We start from the raw sequence: 15,365 nt of genomic DNA, 5'->3' as shown, positions 1-15,365 counted from the left end.
GTTTATTACTTTATCCGTAGAGGTTGATGCTGTTTTCTTTTTTTCGCTCAGATTTTTGTTTTTTTAACGCAGTTGACTTTTATGTGAATCCAATCACAAGCGATGCAACAAAACGTTAATAAGTGTTTAAAATCAGCATGATAGCTACACACACCAATAGATATCGATAGTTTAGTCATAGGGAAATATTATTAATATTTCTTTAAAACAAATAATTTACCCCCACCAGCTAGTATCAAATAATCCTCGCCATAGTTCGATATAGAATTCGGCTAAATATATTTTTCAAAGCCTATTGTAGAAAATTGCCTACATTGCTGTTTCTCTCGTCAGTGAAAGCTTATTTATTTCCAACCACCAATTTATCTGCATTTTATTTTATAAAATTAATAATAAGGCAATGTAAAAGCGTCTAGCCCTGCACAAAGAATCCCCAGCGTTACAGGCATAATTGATTATTCTTGAGAGCACTTATCCCATCCCTGCTCGTCAACTATTCACTGCTTAGTTTTGTGTCTTAACGCAGCTCATATTAGTCCTATGGAGGAAATTAACATGGCATCTAGCTCGTTCAAAAATGTTGTATTCGATATCGGTAATGTACTAGTGCGTTGGAATCCTGTGGAGATAACACGACTTACCTTCGACGATTCGTATGACATTGAGAGCTTGGCTGAATCCATTTTTCGTTCAGAAATTTGGTATAACCTCAACAAAGGATTGATTTCCGAGAACGAAGCAAAGTTGCAGCATCAAATTTTATTTGGGTTGTCTGAAGTCGAATGTGAACGTCTGTTTTACTATGTAAGACAAACTCAGATCCTTATCTATGGCTCTGTCGATCTCGTCAAACGTGTTAAAAAAGCAGGCTACCGTGTGTTTGCCTTGACCGACAATGTCCATGAAATCGTGGCTCATTTGAAGTCCACTTACACGTTTTGGGAGCTCTTCGAAGGCACTGTTGTTTCTGCTGACGTGTGCATACTTAAACCTCAAGCAGAAATCTACCAGCACCTGCTTAACCAGTTTGAAATTAAAGCAGAAGAGACCATTTTCCTCGACGATATGCCGCACAATGTAAAAGGCGCGCAAGATGTCGGCATTACCGCAATAGAATTTAAAAATGCAGCCCAAGGTGAACAAGCGTTAAAAGCACTAGGCCTAGATTTCTAGTCACTTAATACAGTGAATGCCACTATTTCGTGGCATTCACTAAGAAAAACTAACTTTCCATAATGACTTCAGGAGTGCCTGCCACCATGTAACCGATTGTTCTACGAGCTGATTTTTCAGAGTAGTCTGTAGATAAAATGGTATCCACAAAATACCATGTACTGGTTGCACGTTCAGCCGTTATCTCAAGCAACAAGTATCCTCTATCGATCAAATTCGTATATTGTAAATCATCCACAAGATCGGTCACTGCGGCCTCATACGTTGACGCCAAATCCTCTGAAATATCAAGGTAGTATTCCATTCCTGGTGATGTTACAGAGCTAGTCGCAAACTCCACCGCAACAGCATTACCATCCTCATCACGTAAATTATTTGCCCAAGAATTGTGGGTATCCCCTGCCACCACTACTGTATTCTTACCTAATGAACTCAGAAGACTAAATAGCCTTTCTCGTTCATAAGCGTAACCATCCCAAGCATCTAAGTTGTAGGGCACAGAAGGAAGCGCCAGCAATGCAAGCACCTCTTCTGTTAAGAGAGATTGATTTTCAGAAACATAGCTAATTTCATCAGCGGTTAAGGTTTCGTCACCAGCAGTCACACGTTGTGCCAATAAAGCTAAAGGCCCCAGAGTCGCATAATCACCAATCGACATCTCTTGTAACGCCACTGCTGCAGGCAGTGTCATTCTTCCCATTAGCACTTGTTGGCCGATCACCTGCCAAGTTGCCGAACTGGCAGTTAACTGCTGAGTCAGCCACGCAAACTGAGTTTCACCCATCATGGTTCGAGTATCATCAGTGAGTGCTGCTTCAAGTGCGGTTTCATCAAAACTGCCGTCGGCATTCATGTAATCTGAATAGTCGAGTTGTACATCTCGCGCCAGAAGTCTGGTATCCAGCATATGCAAATCAAGTAAATTGCCAAAACTAAAGCTGCGATAGATATCAACATGATCACCTAATGACCAAGGTCGAATAGGAATCCATTCAAAGTAAGCTTGAGTGGCATAATCTTTACGAGAGTCGTAGTCACCCTCGCCATCATTATGATTTTCAGCACCGTCTTTCCAGGCATCGTTTGCTACTTCGTGGTCATCCCAAATGGTGATAAACGGCACCTGTGCATGAATTTTTTGTAGTCTTTCGTCAGTTCGATATTGAGCATAACGAGTTCGGTAATCAGATAAGGTCAATAACTCGTTACTCGGAAGAACTTCACGACCGATCGCTTCAGCATTATCACTGGCATATTCACCACGACCATACTCGTAAATATAATCACCAAGATGTAAAACCGCATCAAGGTCTGAATTCTGAGCAATCATATCGTAGACGTTAAAAAAGCCAGCAGGATAGTTAGAGCAAGACACCACAGCCAGCTTCACTGCACTCACATCGCCAGTGGGCAGTGTTTTTGTTACCCCAACGGTAGATTGTTCATTACCGACAAAGAAACGATAGTAATAGGTGGTATTCGAACTCAACCCTATTGCATCAACTTTAACGGTATAATCTCGCTCTGCAGTTGTTACATAGTTACCGTTAGTGACGATGTTAGTAAAACTGCTGTCTGTAGCTACTACCCAGTTGACTGTGACATCACCATCTTTTTCGGGCGTCACTCGGGTCCATAAAATCACTGAATCATTTAACGGATCGCCACTGGCTACCCCATGCTCAAAAGTCCCACTAATTAGAGATTCATCATTACATCCCATTAATCCATAAGATATAACAACTGCACCAAATCCTTTTGCAGCCAATTCCAAAAAGCGTCTGCGGCTCAATCCCTCTGACATATATTCCTCTCATATTGCTTGCAGTAAATTAATCTCCCTATAATTTCCATGAGAAAGGTGATTAAAATATGACAGTAGGTTTAATTTCAATAGTTAGGCACATAAATAATTGTGGAAATCAGATTTCTATATATTTATTATCTGAGTAAAGATTAAAAGTAAGGTTGTTAAATTGAGAATTGCATTAACAGGATCAAGTTCCGTCGGTAAAACATTTTTATCAAATCATCTAATGAAAAACAAAAAATTCAGATCTTACATTAGTCATTTCATTACACCTGATGCTCGTTCAATTCTTGATAAGATGGGACATGGACATACTGATGTCATGTCACGCGACAGTTTAAGAGAGTTTCAGATAGCCTATTTCAAGCGCAAACAACAAATTGAGCATAACCAGTATAACTTTCTGACCGAACGTTCTTTTATCGATGTAGAAGCTTTTTGGAGAGTTAGAGATACATTTGATATGCCCCCTTCTATGCAAAACAAATTGACCGAGAAATGTTATTATCACGCACAAAAGTACGACTTACATATCTACCTTCCTTTTGGTATTGTTCCTTTTCAGTCGGACGGGTATCGTTCCGAGGATATAGAGTTCCACTATAAAGTGGATCATAAGTAAGCACCCCATGAACACACGGGGCGTTTTAATGTGAGAAGTTCCACGGAAGAAGTGAGTCAATGTCGGGCTCTGCTTTCGCCAGCTCTTTCATGCACTTGACCATGTAATCGTAGAGAATGAGCCCATTGGCTTTAGCCGTCTCGATGATGCTATAGAGTAATGCGCTAGCATCAGCACCTTTTGATGTGTTGGCGAAGAGCCAATTTTTTCGGCCAATGACCATTGATTTTATCGCACGTTCTGCTCGATTGTTGTCGATGGATAAGTGCCCATCATCCACATAACGCACCAACTTTGGCCATTGACCCAAGGTGTATTTAATCGCTTTACCCAGTGGGCTGGATTCGAACACTTTCTGTGTCGTGAGCCATTGATACAGGTCGTCCAATATTGGTTTGGCGTGTGTTTGTCTTTCTGACCAACGCTCTTCAGCTGATGACGGTTTTAAGCGAGCTTCGAGCGCATAGAGTTTTTGGATTTTCGCCAGCGCGATATCCACTTTCCCAGTCTTGCCTTTTCCCTGGAGCTTTTTTGCCTCCATGAACTTACGGCGAGCATGAGCGAAGCAACCGACGTTTGTCACTTGAGTGAGACCATCGTACGCCGCATAACCATCGGTTTGCAGGTAACCCGAGTAATCTCCCAAGAAGTCCATTGGGCACGCTCTCGCGCGACTGTTTTGATAGTCGTACAAGACGATGTTTTTCATCTCCGGTAAACAAGCTTGCGGAGAGTCAGCTCCTGAGCAGTAAAGCCACATGTAACTGCGCTTCTCTTCTTGCAGCACATTCAATGGGGTTTCATCGGCATGAACCACCACTTGTTCAAGTAAGTGCGTTTTTAAGGCTTGGTACAAGGGTTGGAACTTCTCACTGACTTGGATAACCCAGCGAGCCATGGTGGTTCTTGATAAGTCGATGCCCGATTGCGTGAACAAGGTTTCTTGTCGATAAAGCGGCAAGGCGTACTGGTATTTACCCAAGATGATATTGGCCAGCAAGCTTTCTGTGGCGAAGCTTTTCGGGATAATGCTCTCGGGTGCTGGCTGTTGGTGAACTGGGTTAGTCTCACTGTGTTGCTCACAATGACGGCACGCGTATTTAGGACGAACGTATTCGATAACTTTGAGGACTGCAGGCGTGAACTCCAGTTTCTCGCTACGGTCTTCCCCGATTTGATGCAGAGAATGCTGGCAGCAAGGACAATTTTTATCGTGCTCATCCAGGTCAAGCACCACGGTTTCGCGAGGTAAGTCTTTCGGTAATGGCTTGCGTTTACCACGGCGCTTTGTTGTGGTCGTCGTGGTCACCACTTCTTCCTCGACGTTCTCCGCTTCGCATTCCACTTCATTAAAGAAGTCGCCCTGAGCTTCGTTATACGGTTTTAACGCTTCAGAGCGTTTGGCGAACTGACGGTCAAGTGCCAGTTTGAACTGCTCAATTAAGGATTGGCGCTCTTGTTGCCACTGCGATTCTTTTTGCTGCCAAGCGGCTTGCTCAGACATCAACGCCTTCACCATCGCTTGAAGTTCCGCGATGTTTTGGCTGTCTGGATTGATGTCGGGGGTCGTCTTTTTCATGGTAGTTATTGTACTTAATACCGATAAAAAAGGCTTGGTTTATTTGACTTTTATTGCCATTAACCCATTGTAAAACTGTCGATTTTCACTGGTTTATGGCCGATTATTGTGAAGCCAGAAAGCAGTCTGTCGAGGTCAAATTGCGTTAAGGTAAACACGGCATTTTTCTCTTGTGTGGGCCATTTAAACTTGGCTTTTTCGAGGCGTTTATACCAGAGCGCATAACCCGTTTGGTCCCAATACAACGCTTTGATTTTATCGCGTTGTTTATTGGTGAAGAGGAACAATGCCCCTGAGCCCAGTTCGAGGTCGGTTTCGGATTCAATCAACAGCGCCAGACCATTAATAGACTTTCTGAAATCAACAAACTCACGGTATAAATACACCACTGGCGCGGTCATCATGCGTTTCATGACAAGGCTCCAATCAACTCTGCAAGATAGTGTGGTGGCGTGCCTTGAGGAATACTCAATTCGACGTTATTTACCATCAAAGTCATGTTGGCTACCGACGTCTGGGTCACCTTGCGACAGGTGGTTTTTTCAATAATTTCGGCCTTAACGAAGCCACTCTGAGTTGGGGATGGGTTAACACTCAACTGCTGCCGCTTAGCGTAAAACGTCGATACGCTAATGTCGTGTTTTTGGCAAAAAGCTTGTTGTGTGAGCGAACTGGCTTGGCATTGCTCAATCAGCGAAAGCCATTCTTGGTCGGTGCGTCGTTTATTCATGTCACATCTCCTTTGGATTGGAGATGTGATCATAGAGTGGGCAAAGCCTGTTTAGAATGTGGGGTTTGTGGTGCGCTTACGATCATAAAATTCAAGACCTACTCCAAACGTGGAAACTAAGATATATCACATTAGATCGTTTAGATATTGAACACCGGGTTAATAAAGTAATTAATCAATTATCTTCTCTTAAAGGATAATTTTTATAGTTAGATTCCAGATAATGACAGGGATAATAGGAATAAGAAGGTTCATACAATAATAAATACTCAATTATTACTATTATCAGAAAAACTATTTACCCAATTTCGACATCATTTCTGGCTTCATGAACTTCTGAATAATCAACATAAAAAGAATCGAAGGTACGAGTAATATGAGAGCCGTGATCGACGAAATCTGATAGTTCCCTTCCATACTGGCGGTATACAGCAATAGCGGTAGCGTATTGACCTCGGGGGCGCCAACAAAAAATGTCCCAGTAAATTCGTCCATCGATTCTAAAAAAACGAATATGCCACTGGCCACAATACCGGGAGCAGCCAAAGGTAATGTCACCGAAAAAAAGGCTTTGACTGGACCGGCACCAATATTACGAGCAGCACGAATCAGTAATGGATCTTGAGCAGAAAAAGCCGCAACCGTGATCCAAACGGAATACATCAGCCCATGAACCGTATGCACTAAGATAACGCCAATCACAGTGCCATTTAGCCCCACCTGATAAAACAACTTAGCAATATTCATATACACCGTAAGGTTAGGGAAAGCTTGCGGTAAGAGAAACAGCATCATCAGCGGTAAGCGTAGTGGCATACTTGGTTTTGAAAGTGCGTAGCCGGCAGGTATGGAGATCAATAAGGCCAATGCGGTCGCTGACACAGCAATGAAAAGGCTGGTTAATAGCGAACCCGACACATCACTGTACGGACTAAATACTTTATGCCAATATTTCAATCCCCATTCGCTCGGTAAGGTGTGAGGGAAAAACCAACTTTCGGTGACACTCCAAATTAAGAGGTTACAAAGCGGGCCAAAGATAGCCAGCATAAAGAACACCAAGAAAAAAACTTGTAGCCAAAAGTGAGCTTTGATACGTCTAACGCAGTGAGATGAAAGCGCCATACATTGTTGAGGCAAGGATAATACAAAAGAGCTCATTAACGTGACTCCTGCTTGGTGCTTTGTCGAAGATAAAACCAGCTAAAAAGCCCTGTCATACAATAAGAGATAATACCAAGTGCATTAGCTACTGGATAATCGCTGTATGAATTGATCCGAAATGCCATATCAGCACTCAACATTGTGGGCGTTCCCGTCCCAATCATCATGGGAACCGAAAGAACCGACATAATAGAAACCAACGACAGCACCATAGCTACCGCTATTGTCGTTTTGATTTGGGGCAATAATATCTGCCATAAAATACGCCACCGATTTGCCCCGAGATTACGCGCTGCGCGAGTCTGGTCGGCTTCAATTGCTGCCATCGCTCCTGCAATAAGTAACGTGGCAAAAGCAAGTTGCTTCCAAATGAACGTAATAATGATGCCCTTCCAACCCAAAAATGAAACGGTTTCAAACGGAGTTAATATACCTAACTCAACGAGCCCATTATTCATTAATCCATTTTTTGCCAAGAAGGTTCTCATCATTTGCGCGGTGACTATGAATGGAATAAATAAAGGAATGCGATATAACGCCCCCAGCAATTTAGTAATTCCTTGAAAAGGTGACAATGTTACTAAAGCGCTAATCCCGACTGACAGCACTAAAATGCATGCGATTGAAACGATAACAATAATTGCGGTAAACAGCATATCTTTGCCATAAAAATCAATAGCCTTGACAAGATGCTGCCCAGTAAGCATGCCGTTAACATCGGTTAATCCAGAATAAATTGAATACCCCAATGGGTAGACAAAAAAGCACCCAATAACAACCAATGCAGGTAAGATTAATAAGGCCAGTGTACGATTGTTTTCATTCATGATAAATCCAATTCAATCAGAGACATTGATGCCTCAAAGACATCAATGTCTCGTCATATCAAACGTAAGTTTGATTAATTTTCTACTTGGCGCTCGTAACCTTCTTTGATGTCATCAAAATAGGCGGCGGTAGGGAAACTTTTGCCATAGTTTTTAAGATCCGTTGGCGTAATTTCTTTAAACAATTTAGCCCACGTTGCTTTATCCAACTGACTCTGCACAAAATTGGCATCAATACCTGGATACCAATTAAATTGTTTCACAATCCCATTCGCTTGGATTTCGGGGCTGGTCGCCAACGCAATAAACTCTTCTGCAAGCTTTTTGTTGGCTGCTTTTTCCGGAACGACATAATACATTGGCTGACCCGGCATGCCCGGAGCAATCAATTTCAGTTTCATTGCTGGAGACAGCTTGCCATCCGCTTTCCAGCTATAAAACATATCAACCCATACAGGTCCCATGGCAATTTCACCGCGGTTGAGCATATCTAACGTGCCAGCATTACCCGGAGTAAAGGTTACATTTGAGTTGAATTGTTTAAGCTTTTCGAACGCTTGTGACCACGACTTTTCTTGGGCTTTGTTGTATTCACCTTGAGTAAGAGCATCGGAACCACCACCGTAGGCATACACCCATCCAGTAACAAATGCGAGGCCGGACATGCCGTTTTTAATCCCGTTATATCCAAAAGCTTTTGGGTGTTCTTTGGTCCATTTGATCAAGCCATCATAAGACGATGGTGGGGTATCAATTAGGTCGCTGTTATAGGCAATCGCGGTTTGGCTATGGAACATCGGAATAACGTAACCTTGAACATTAGCACCCAAGGCATATTTGGCACTGTCTCGAGTTGCCAATTTGCTGGTTTCAACATCGTCGGTATAGCGCGCGAGCAAACCTTTTTGCACCATTTGCCCACCTGCTTTTTCATGTACAACAGCAACATCAATGTCCCACTGTTTTGATCCAGCTTGTTGCTGCGCTTCTAATTTCTCATTGATCTTGTTTGAGCCAGCATCACCGGGACCGGTTCCTACAACATGTATAGTGACACCCGGATGAGTTGCTTCAAATTTAGGCGCCAGAAAGGTTTTTACGTAATCCACCATATTTTGACTGCCTGCGGTCACTACGTTTAAGACCGTCTCAGAAGCAGCCAATGTCGGCAATGCGATACTTCCTAACGCTAACGCGATAAGACACTGTTTTTTTAAAGACATACCCTGTCTCCCTATATGATTGGGGTTTGTAATTTACTAAAATGAAAAAAGATACCGAGGCTCAACATGAACTTGAACCTTCTCGTTTAAATTAAGTTCTTCCTTACAGCGTGCATGGCAAAGGAAACCGTTTACATTCACTACTGTTTGATACTGCCCGGTGAGGAAGACACTTCTTGTCACTTCCCCACTAAGCACTAAACCGTGTTCCGGTAACTCAGAGGTCAATGGCATCACCACGGCGTGTTCGCTACGAAAGTAAAGCTGTTGTAAATGCACTGGCAACTGAATTGAACGTCCGTCCTTTCTGACATCGACAGATATATTTGATAATGAAACCGGATCAAGATGGTTGTCGGCCCCCATAAAATCGGCCACAAACGCGGTATTAGGGTGATAGTAGATCTCTTCTGGCGTACCGACTTGCTCAATATGCCCTTGGTGAAGAACAGCAATTCTATCTGCCATCACCTGAGCTTCTTCCTGATCGTGGGTGACGATGATCGATGTAAAACCAAGGTGTTGTTGCAACTGCTTTATTTCATCACGGACAGATAAGCGCACTTTGGCGTCTAAGTTGGAAAGAGGTTCATCTAACAGCAATATATCCGGCTCAACCGCTAGAGCACGAGCAAGTGCAACACGTTGACGTTGCCCTCCAGATAATTCAGTGACTTTTTTGCGCTCAACTTCTTTTAAATTGACCGCTTCGAGCATTTTCATGACTTGTTTACGCGATTGTGTTTTGTCATAACCACGCAGCGACAAACCAAAAGCAATGTTTTGCTCAACGGTCATATGTGGCCATAACGCATAGCTTTGAAAAACCATGGTGATATTTCGCGCTTCCGGTGACAAGTGCGTGATATCGCGACCTGCGACACTAATTTTCCCTGAGTTGGCGGCAGTAAAGCCACATAACGTATTCAATAACGTGGTTTTACCACAACCTGAAGGACCAAGAAGCGCAAGCATTTCACCATGCTCAACAGCAATGTTTATGTCCTTTAATACCGTTTGGCTGCCGTAACAAACCGATAAATCGTTAATCACTAGGTGGCTCATCTGCGCCCTATCCATGAAATATAATCTCTTTCTGCAAAAAATGAACACGTGTTCATTTTGGTGTAAAAAAAATGACAACTCGGTGTATCATCATCAATTGATGTTTTTAATCTGACGTAGCGTTATGACAGATTAATGAAACTGAGAATAAATTTGAGGCTATGGATGAAAGTTGAAGTAATTGGATCAGGCAGTGCATTTTCGACACAACGCAATACATCGGCAGTCATTATTTCTGATGAACATCAGAATTGGCTAATTGACTGTGGGCCAACCATTCCCAGAGCATTGTGGCAAAGAAACCTCGACATCAACACAGTTGATGTCATCTACTTCACCCACATTCATCCCGACCACTGTTCGGGATTGGCTGCTTTGCTCAATCAATGGAAAAGCTTTGGACGTACCAAACCCCTGATCATTATCTGCCAACAAGAACAACAAACGGTTCTGGAAAACTTAGTGGCTTTATCTATCTGGCCAGAAAAGAATATTTGCTTTGCAATCCACTGGATGACAACCCAAGAGCATATGTCGATTGGCAATTGGAATGTAGATACAGCAGATACGCAGCATGAAGTCCCTAATCGCGCTCTGCGCATCAGCAATGGTACGCATAGTGTATTTTATAGTGGCGACGGACGCCCAACGGCAGCAACAACCGCTTTGATGCACAACGTCGATATTGCGTTTCAAGAATGTGCCTCTTTTGCCGCTTTATCCTCCGATAATTCCCATGGCGATTTGCCACAATGCATTGAGCTTAAACAGGCGTTAAACCTCCCTAATCTCTTGGTTTACCACTGTTGGGATGAATACCTCCCACAGATCAAACGTACTTGCGCTGAAACAGATGGCGTTTATGTGAGTCAAGATGGTTTGATGATTGATCTCTCGCTGCCTACCACTCCTCAATTGGAGCGTTTTCTTGACTAAACAAAACAAAACCATCACAGCACAAGATGTTGCTGATCTAGCAGGTGTTTCTCGAGCTGTGGTATCTCGAGCATTAAGTAACAGTGGTAGCATTGCACCTAAAACACGCACCAAGGTTCAGCAGGCTGCCGAGCAGCTGGGTTATCAAGTTAACTTTCTTGCGCAAGGTTTGAACCGTAAACGCACCCAACTGATTGGCATTGTAGTGACGCGCTTAGATGATCCTTTTCGAGCCGCGTTATTGCAGGGCCTACTTTTAGAAGTTCAGCAATGTGGCTTTCAAGCTTTGGTTATGGAAGTACATGATAAGGAGCAATTGGAAAATACCATTACCCAGTTCATTCAATACCGTGTTTCAGGAGTCGTTATTACCTCAGGACAACCACCAACCGAACTTGCGAGAAAGTGTTCAGAAGTCGATATTCCCGTGGTCACCATCAACCGCCGCGTGAACTTACCCACTATCGATAGTGTTTGCTCAGACAATAAAATGGCAGCTGAACTGGTACTTAACATGGCACTAAAGAAACAGTCACGCGGCATTACTTGGATTAACGGCCACTCTTCAACATGGGCGGGGCTAGATAGAGGAATTCAGTTGGCATATGTCCATAAAAACCATAATACAGAACTTAAGTTTTCTACCTCACTTGTTCCCGATGCCAACTATGAGTGTGGTTATCGCTGGGGCCTGACCTATTCGCTTAGCAAAGGTGAGTTGATTTACGCTGCAAACTCTCAGTTAGCCTGCGGGGTACTGGATGGGTTGAAACATCAGGGATTAATCGCACCAGATGATTATTTATTAATTGGCTTTGATGATACCTTCGTGACGCAACAAGACTCTTATTCTCTTAGCGTTATTCATCAGAATGTTGAGCAAATCGCTAAGCTCTCAATCCAGTGCCTATTGACCAGAGGCGCGAATCACGAAGCGAAAAGGTGTGATCTGCTCATATCAACCTCATTGGTTGCGAGAAAAACTACCGGAACGTATTAATACACTGATAAAAAGGCGAGAGTTTCCCCTCGCCTTTTATCTAGTATCACTAAAGGCCTAGCCAGCCTAACGTTGTTATTATTTAATTTTGTTCTGTTGGCATCTTCTGCCAATCGCTCATCAAGCGTTCTGCCATCGCTTTGTCTTTAATTAGCAATGAAGGATGATTATTAGCATCTTTGATGAGATACAAATCTGGCGTTTCTTGTAATACGGTGTATTCAGTGTCACCAAAATGAATAGAGCCACTGGTCGAAATAACAGTCGGTTTCACTGCCGTCATTTGGGGTTCAGCTTTCCAAGGATAATCCTGAGAAATCTGTTTAGTATCATTCAAATGATACAATGTTATGCCTTGCCACTGTGATTCATCCAAGGTAATAGCGGAAAAACCGGTCAATGATTGGTTCGTCTTAGCCGTTGTGTAGAGTTGCAAGTCGCTGTCCACAGACACGGCAATCGCTAAGCCGTTTTCAGTATAGATAAAGTTATCTTTCATCTCTGAATTTTGGGTCTGTCCGTTCTCAACCCAAGCTAAAGAAAAGGCATTCAAACCCTTGGCAAAATTAATATCGAATTTGACCTGATATGGATTCGTTTCAGAATGATTCGCATCGGTAACGATAACCGTTGGGTTCGTTGCATCACTTAGGTCAAATGTCCATCGTGTTGAACCATCACCAAGTCCAGTGCAGTTTTCTCCTGCGGTACTGTCGATATCTTCGTCTTCACATAGATGACGCCAAAACTCATTTAGGCTAAATGAGGTCAACGAGCCAGATTGCAAAAATTCTTTTAGGGTCGGTTTAGCCGCTATCTGAGTGACTTTACCATCGTTAATTTCCAAATTGACGCTATTAAGTTGGCTAGCTGGCACTTCTGCTGCGCTATCACGAAAATCAGCAAAATTATCCAACATATCATCGTCACTACTGCTCAAATCAGACAACGTCCGAGTTGCACTACGTGCAATAAGATGTGCTCTATCAGCATCTTCACTTTGCGCATTAACATAGTCACCACTGACAACACTTTCAGGAAGATTCACTAGCGAAGCAACGTCCGCCAAAGAGATGTTCTGCTTTACCGCTAGTGTAGTAAAAGGCGTTATTACGGAAGAACTACTGTTTGATGCCATCTGGTAGCTGTGTCCCACCACGCTGCCAAAATCCTGATCCGTTGTTGTGCCAGCATCAATAACCGCGATAATCGTTTGTCCATCACTCACATTGTTAATGGTTATTTGACCATTGTCATCAGTACTGCCGACCAGTTCATTTTCATCTGCTACTTGGTTGGCGTTTCGATCAACGTAGACTTGGGCATCTTTTAAATAGCCGTCAATAATCGTGAACTGTTTTGTTGTAACAGTAGAAGTATTATCTGATGAATCGTTTGAAGAACCATTACAGCCAGCGAGTGCAAGAAACATACTCGCCACAATAACATTTTTATAAAACATTTAGACTACCTTTCGTTTTTTATTTAATGATAATCTAATCATGATTTTTATTAACTGGGGTAAAACCCTAGGTTGGACTAATAATATTTATTAATGCCATACCTTTAACATAAATTTAAACTAGCTCAAAGAATGTAAATACGTATAATATCAACGGCTATCTAATTTTTGTATATTATGAAATCATTAATAAAGTCTTCTCTAATTTTTATTTTTTGGTTCTGGGCATGTTATCAAACCGGAACGCTTTTTAGGGTTTATCCAAACAATACCGCCATCGCTTGTTTTTACCCTGCACCAGCTCTGACTATTGCTCTAATCTATTACAAAGGATGGCGCTATTTACCATTGGTGTTTATTGCAGCTGTACTCGCCTCATCTCCAGGGAAAACACCTTGGGAATTTGCAGAATACGTATGGATAAATAACCTAAGGCAAGTGGCGGTATACGGTAGCTTTGCTCTGGTGCTTCGTCGCTGGTTTAAGATGCAAAGCCCGTTTTCGGCTAGCACGTTATTTTCAAAGTTCATTTTGGGTTCATTGATTACGACCTTCATTTCTGCATGCGCCGCTATCACGCTATATAATGAATACGATGTTATCCCCAAGTTTGCACTAAGAGATGCTTTCTTTTCATTTATGTCTGGCGATCTTGCCGGCATTATGATGGTTGCACCATTTAGTTTTTGGTTCATGAATAATTCTGCAAAAGAATTCTCACACCTATTACGTGATATTGGAAAGAACGAAAAACTTCTTTTTATCGGCAGCGTATTATGCGGCACGCTGATATTTGCATTCATTAGTTTTTACCAAGATATTTCGTATTACTCCTATTTATTCTTAATTCCAATTTGTTGGTTTTCTGTTCAATTTGGCGCATTTAAAGGGGCATTAAATGCATTAGTAACCAATGTGCTCGCGGCAGGAACATATACTTTGGCGCACATTTCGCTTTATACACCAACACAGTTGCAAATGGGGTTCACCGTATCCTCGATTTTGGCTCTCATGATGGGGTTATCACGGGATGAACGAGTTCGTTTGGAAAAGCAAAATAAGCAGCAATCAGAAAACATTCACAAAATGTCACATCTTGCATCACTTGGTGAATTAAGTAGTACCATCACTCATGAACTCGCGACACCGCTCCAATCGGCAATGCTCAATGTCCAAATGGCACTAAGATGCATGAAAACGGGAGAATCACTTAATATCGAACGGATTTCTCTTCATAACCAAGACGCAGAGCTAGCCTTACAACGTATGGGAGCGATACAAACCCGAATACGCTCTTTAGTGAAAGCTTCGTCAGTGAAAGAGATTACCGATATTTGTCCCTTTGCTTGCCTACACGAAGCACTCTCCTTACTTAAACATGAAATTGGACACCTCAATATCGCCTTTGCTTTGCCCGAATATTCCGCTATTAAAGTTAAAGCGGATCATACCTGTTTAGTTCAGGTGTACATTAACTTGATAAAAAACGCCTATCAGGCGTTACGTGACGAACAGAAATCCAATCCAGCAATTACGATTAACATCTCAAAGCAAGGAAACAGCGTTTACTTCGATGTCATAGATAATGGTCGAGGAATCAATCCCGAAATGAAGCCATCTATTTTTAATAGTTTTGTTTCTGGCAAACAAGATGGACTGGGCTTAGGGCTTTCTATTTGTCGTAATATTGTTGAATCCTGTGGTGGATACATTCGTTTGCAGAACACCTCCAATGGAACACATTTTCAATTCACTTTACCAGCAACAAGTTAAA

Annotated in this window: 14 protein-coding genes; 5 read left to right on the top strand and 9 right to left on the bottom strand. The window is 42.4% G+C overall.

The window, feature by feature from the left end:
• Nucleotides 1-555 precede the first annotated feature (555 nt).
• Nucleotides 556-1,173, top strand: coding sequence for an HAD family hydrolase (locus JCM16456_RS17430; RefSeq protein ID WP_068716889.1), 618 nt, complete (start codon nt 556-558; stop codon nt 1,171-1,173).
• A 49-nt stretch (nt 1,174-1,222) separates the two neighbouring features.
• Here the strand turns inward: JCM16456_RS17430 and JCM16456_RS17425 are convergent, their stop codons facing one another.
• Nucleotides 1,223-2,977 (bottom strand): alkaline phosphatase D family protein, encoded by a 1,755-nt coding sequence (locus tag JCM16456_RS17425; protein ID WP_068716887.1) that lies wholly within the window; start codon nt 2,975-2,977, stop codon nt 1,223-1,225.
• Between the two features lie 172 nt (nt 2,978-3,149).
• On the opposite strand from JCM16456_RS17425, the gene JCM16456_RS17420 reads away from it, so the two are divergent.
• Complete coding sequence (locus tag JCM16456_RS17420; protein ID WP_068716885.1) at nt 3,150-3,605, top strand: AAA family ATPase; 456 nt, start codon at nt 3,150-3,152, stop codon at nt 3,603-3,605.
• A gap of 25 nt (nt 3,606-3,630) precedes the next feature.
• On the opposite strand, the gene tnpC is transcribed toward JCM16456_RS17420, so the two are convergent.
• From tnpC to JCM16456_RS17385, 7 genes are all read right to left on the bottom strand, one after another.
• Nucleotides 3,631-5,184: an IS66 family transposase gene (tnpC, locus tag JCM16456_RS17415; protein WP_068716883.1), complete on the bottom strand. Its 1,554-nt coding sequence runs from the start codon at nt 5,182-5,184 to the stop codon at nt 3,631-3,633.
• Between the two features lie 59 nt (nt 5,185-5,243).
• Entirely contained in the window at nt 5,244-5,597 is a 354-nt protein-coding gene (gene tnpB / locus JCM16456_RS17410) for an IS66 family insertion sequence element accessory protein TnpB (protein ID WP_068716880.1), read from the bottom strand.
• The gene (tnpA, locus tag JCM16456_RS17405) at nt 5,594-5,914 is read right to left on the bottom strand and encodes an IS66 family insertion sequence element accessory protein TnpA (RefSeq protein WP_068712900.1); all 321 of its coding nucleotides are present in this window, start codon (nt 5,912-5,914) and stop codon (nt 5,594-5,596) included. The genes tnpB and tnpA overlap by 4 nt, the downstream gene beginning before the upstream one ends.
• Nucleotides 5,915-6,208: 294 nt before the next feature.
• Nucleotides 6,209-7,075: an ABC transporter permease gene (locus JCM16456_RS17400; protein ID WP_197655238.1), complete on the bottom strand. Its 867-nt coding sequence runs from the start codon at nt 7,073-7,075 to the stop codon at nt 6,209-6,211.
• Complete coding sequence (locus tag JCM16456_RS17395; RefSeq protein ID WP_068716878.1) at nt 7,075-7,905, bottom strand: ABC transporter permease; 831 nt, start codon at nt 7,903-7,905, stop codon at nt 7,075-7,077. Before JCM16456_RS17395 ends, JCM16456_RS17400 begins: the two co-directional genes overlap by 1 nt.
• Nucleotides 7,906-7,979: 74 nt before the next feature.
• Nucleotides 7,980-9,128, bottom strand: coding sequence for an extracellular solute-binding protein (locus JCM16456_RS17390; RefSeq protein ID WP_082712362.1), 1,149 nt, complete (start codon nt 9,126-9,128; stop codon nt 7,980-7,982).
• Between the two features lie 36 nt (nt 9,129-9,164).
• Entirely contained in the window at nt 9,165-10,208 is a 1,044-nt protein-coding gene (locus JCM16456_RS17385; protein ID WP_068716876.1) for an ABC transporter ATP-binding protein, read from the bottom strand.
• Nucleotides 10,209-10,358: 150 nt separating this feature from the next.
• Here JCM16456_RS17385 and JCM16456_RS17380 point away from each other — a divergent pair, with 150 nt between their 5' ends.
• Nucleotides 10,359-11,129 (top strand): MBL fold metallo-hydrolase, encoded by a 771-nt coding sequence (locus JCM16456_RS17380; RefSeq protein ID WP_068716874.1) that lies wholly within the window; start codon nt 10,359-10,361, stop codon nt 11,127-11,129.
• Nucleotides 11,122-12,129, top strand: coding sequence for a LacI family DNA-binding transcriptional regulator (locus JCM16456_RS17375; RefSeq protein WP_068716872.1), 1,008 nt, complete (start codon nt 11,122-11,124; stop codon nt 12,127-12,129). Before JCM16456_RS17380 ends, JCM16456_RS17375 begins: the two co-directional genes overlap by 8 nt.
• Nucleotides 12,130-12,211: 82 nt before the next feature.
• On the opposite strand, the gene JCM16456_RS17370 is transcribed toward JCM16456_RS17375, so the two are convergent.
• Nucleotides 12,212-13,591, bottom strand: a complete 1,380-nt coding sequence (locus JCM16456_RS17370; protein ID WP_068716870.1) for a hypothetical protein — start codon at nt 13,589-13,591, stop codon at nt 12,212-12,214.
• Between the two features lie 177 nt (nt 13,592-13,768).
• Between JCM16456_RS17370 and JCM16456_RS17365 the strand changes: the two genes are divergently transcribed.
• Nucleotides 13,769-15,364, top strand: coding sequence for an ATP-binding protein (locus tag JCM16456_RS17365; protein ID WP_068716868.1), 1,596 nt, complete (start codon nt 13,769-13,771; stop codon nt 15,362-15,364).
• The last annotated feature ends 1 nt before the right edge of the window (nt 15,365 follow it).

The sequence above is a fragment of the Vibrio tritonius genome (assembly GCF_001547935.1).
In the GTDB taxonomy this organism is placed as follows: domain Bacteria; phylum Pseudomonadota; class Gammaproteobacteria; order Enterobacterales; family Vibrionaceae; genus Vibrio; species Vibrio tritonius.
This window is presented reverse-complemented; position numbering and strand designations above follow the sequence as displayed.

Excerpts from the sequence above, each read along its gene's own strand:
- JCM16456_RS17430 (WP_068716889.1), top strand. The coding sequence starts at position 556 with ATGGCATCTAGCTCGTTCAAAAATGTTGTATTCGATATCGGTAATGTA.
- JCM16456_RS17425 (WP_068716887.1), bottom strand. The coding sequence starts at position 2,977 with ATGTCAGAGGGATTGAGCCGCAGACGCTTTTTGGAATTGGCTGCAAAA.
- tnpC (WP_068716883.1), bottom strand. The coding sequence starts at position 5,184 with ATGAAAAAGACGACCCCCGACATCAATCCAGACAGCCAAAACATCGCG.
- tnpB (WP_068716880.1), bottom strand. The coding sequence starts at position 5,597 with ATGAAACGCATGATGACCGCGCCAGTGGTGTATTTATACCGTGAGTTT.
- tnpA (WP_068712900.1), bottom strand. The coding sequence starts at position 5,914 with ATGAATAAACGACGCACCGACCAAGAATGGCTTTCGCTGATTGAGCAA.
- JCM16456_RS17400 (WP_197655238.1), bottom strand. The coding sequence starts at position 7,075 with ATGAGCTCTTTTGTATTATCCTTGCCTCAACAATGTATGGCGCTTTCA.
- JCM16456_RS17395 (WP_068716878.1), bottom strand. The coding sequence starts at position 7,905 with ATGAATGAAAACAATCGTACACTGGCCTTATTAATCTTACCTGCATTG.
- JCM16456_RS17390 (WP_082712362.1), bottom strand. The coding sequence starts at position 9,128 with ATGTCTTTAAAAAAACAGTGTCTTATCGCGTTAGCGTTAGGAAGTATC.
- JCM16456_RS17385 (WP_068716876.1), bottom strand. The coding sequence starts at position 10,208 with ATGGATAGGGCGCAGATGAGCCACCTAGTGATTAACGATTTATCGGTT.
- JCM16456_RS17380 (WP_068716874.1), top strand. The coding sequence starts at position 10,359 with ATGAAAGTTGAAGTAATTGGATCAGGCAGTGCATTTTCGACACAACGC.
- JCM16456_RS17370 (WP_068716870.1), bottom strand. The coding sequence starts at position 13,591 with ATGTTTTATAAAAATGTTATTGTGGCGAGTATGTTTCTTGCACTCGCT.
- JCM16456_RS17365 (WP_068716868.1), top strand. The coding sequence starts at position 13,769 with ATGAAATCATTAATAAAGTCTTCTCTAATTTTTATTTTTTGGTTCTGG.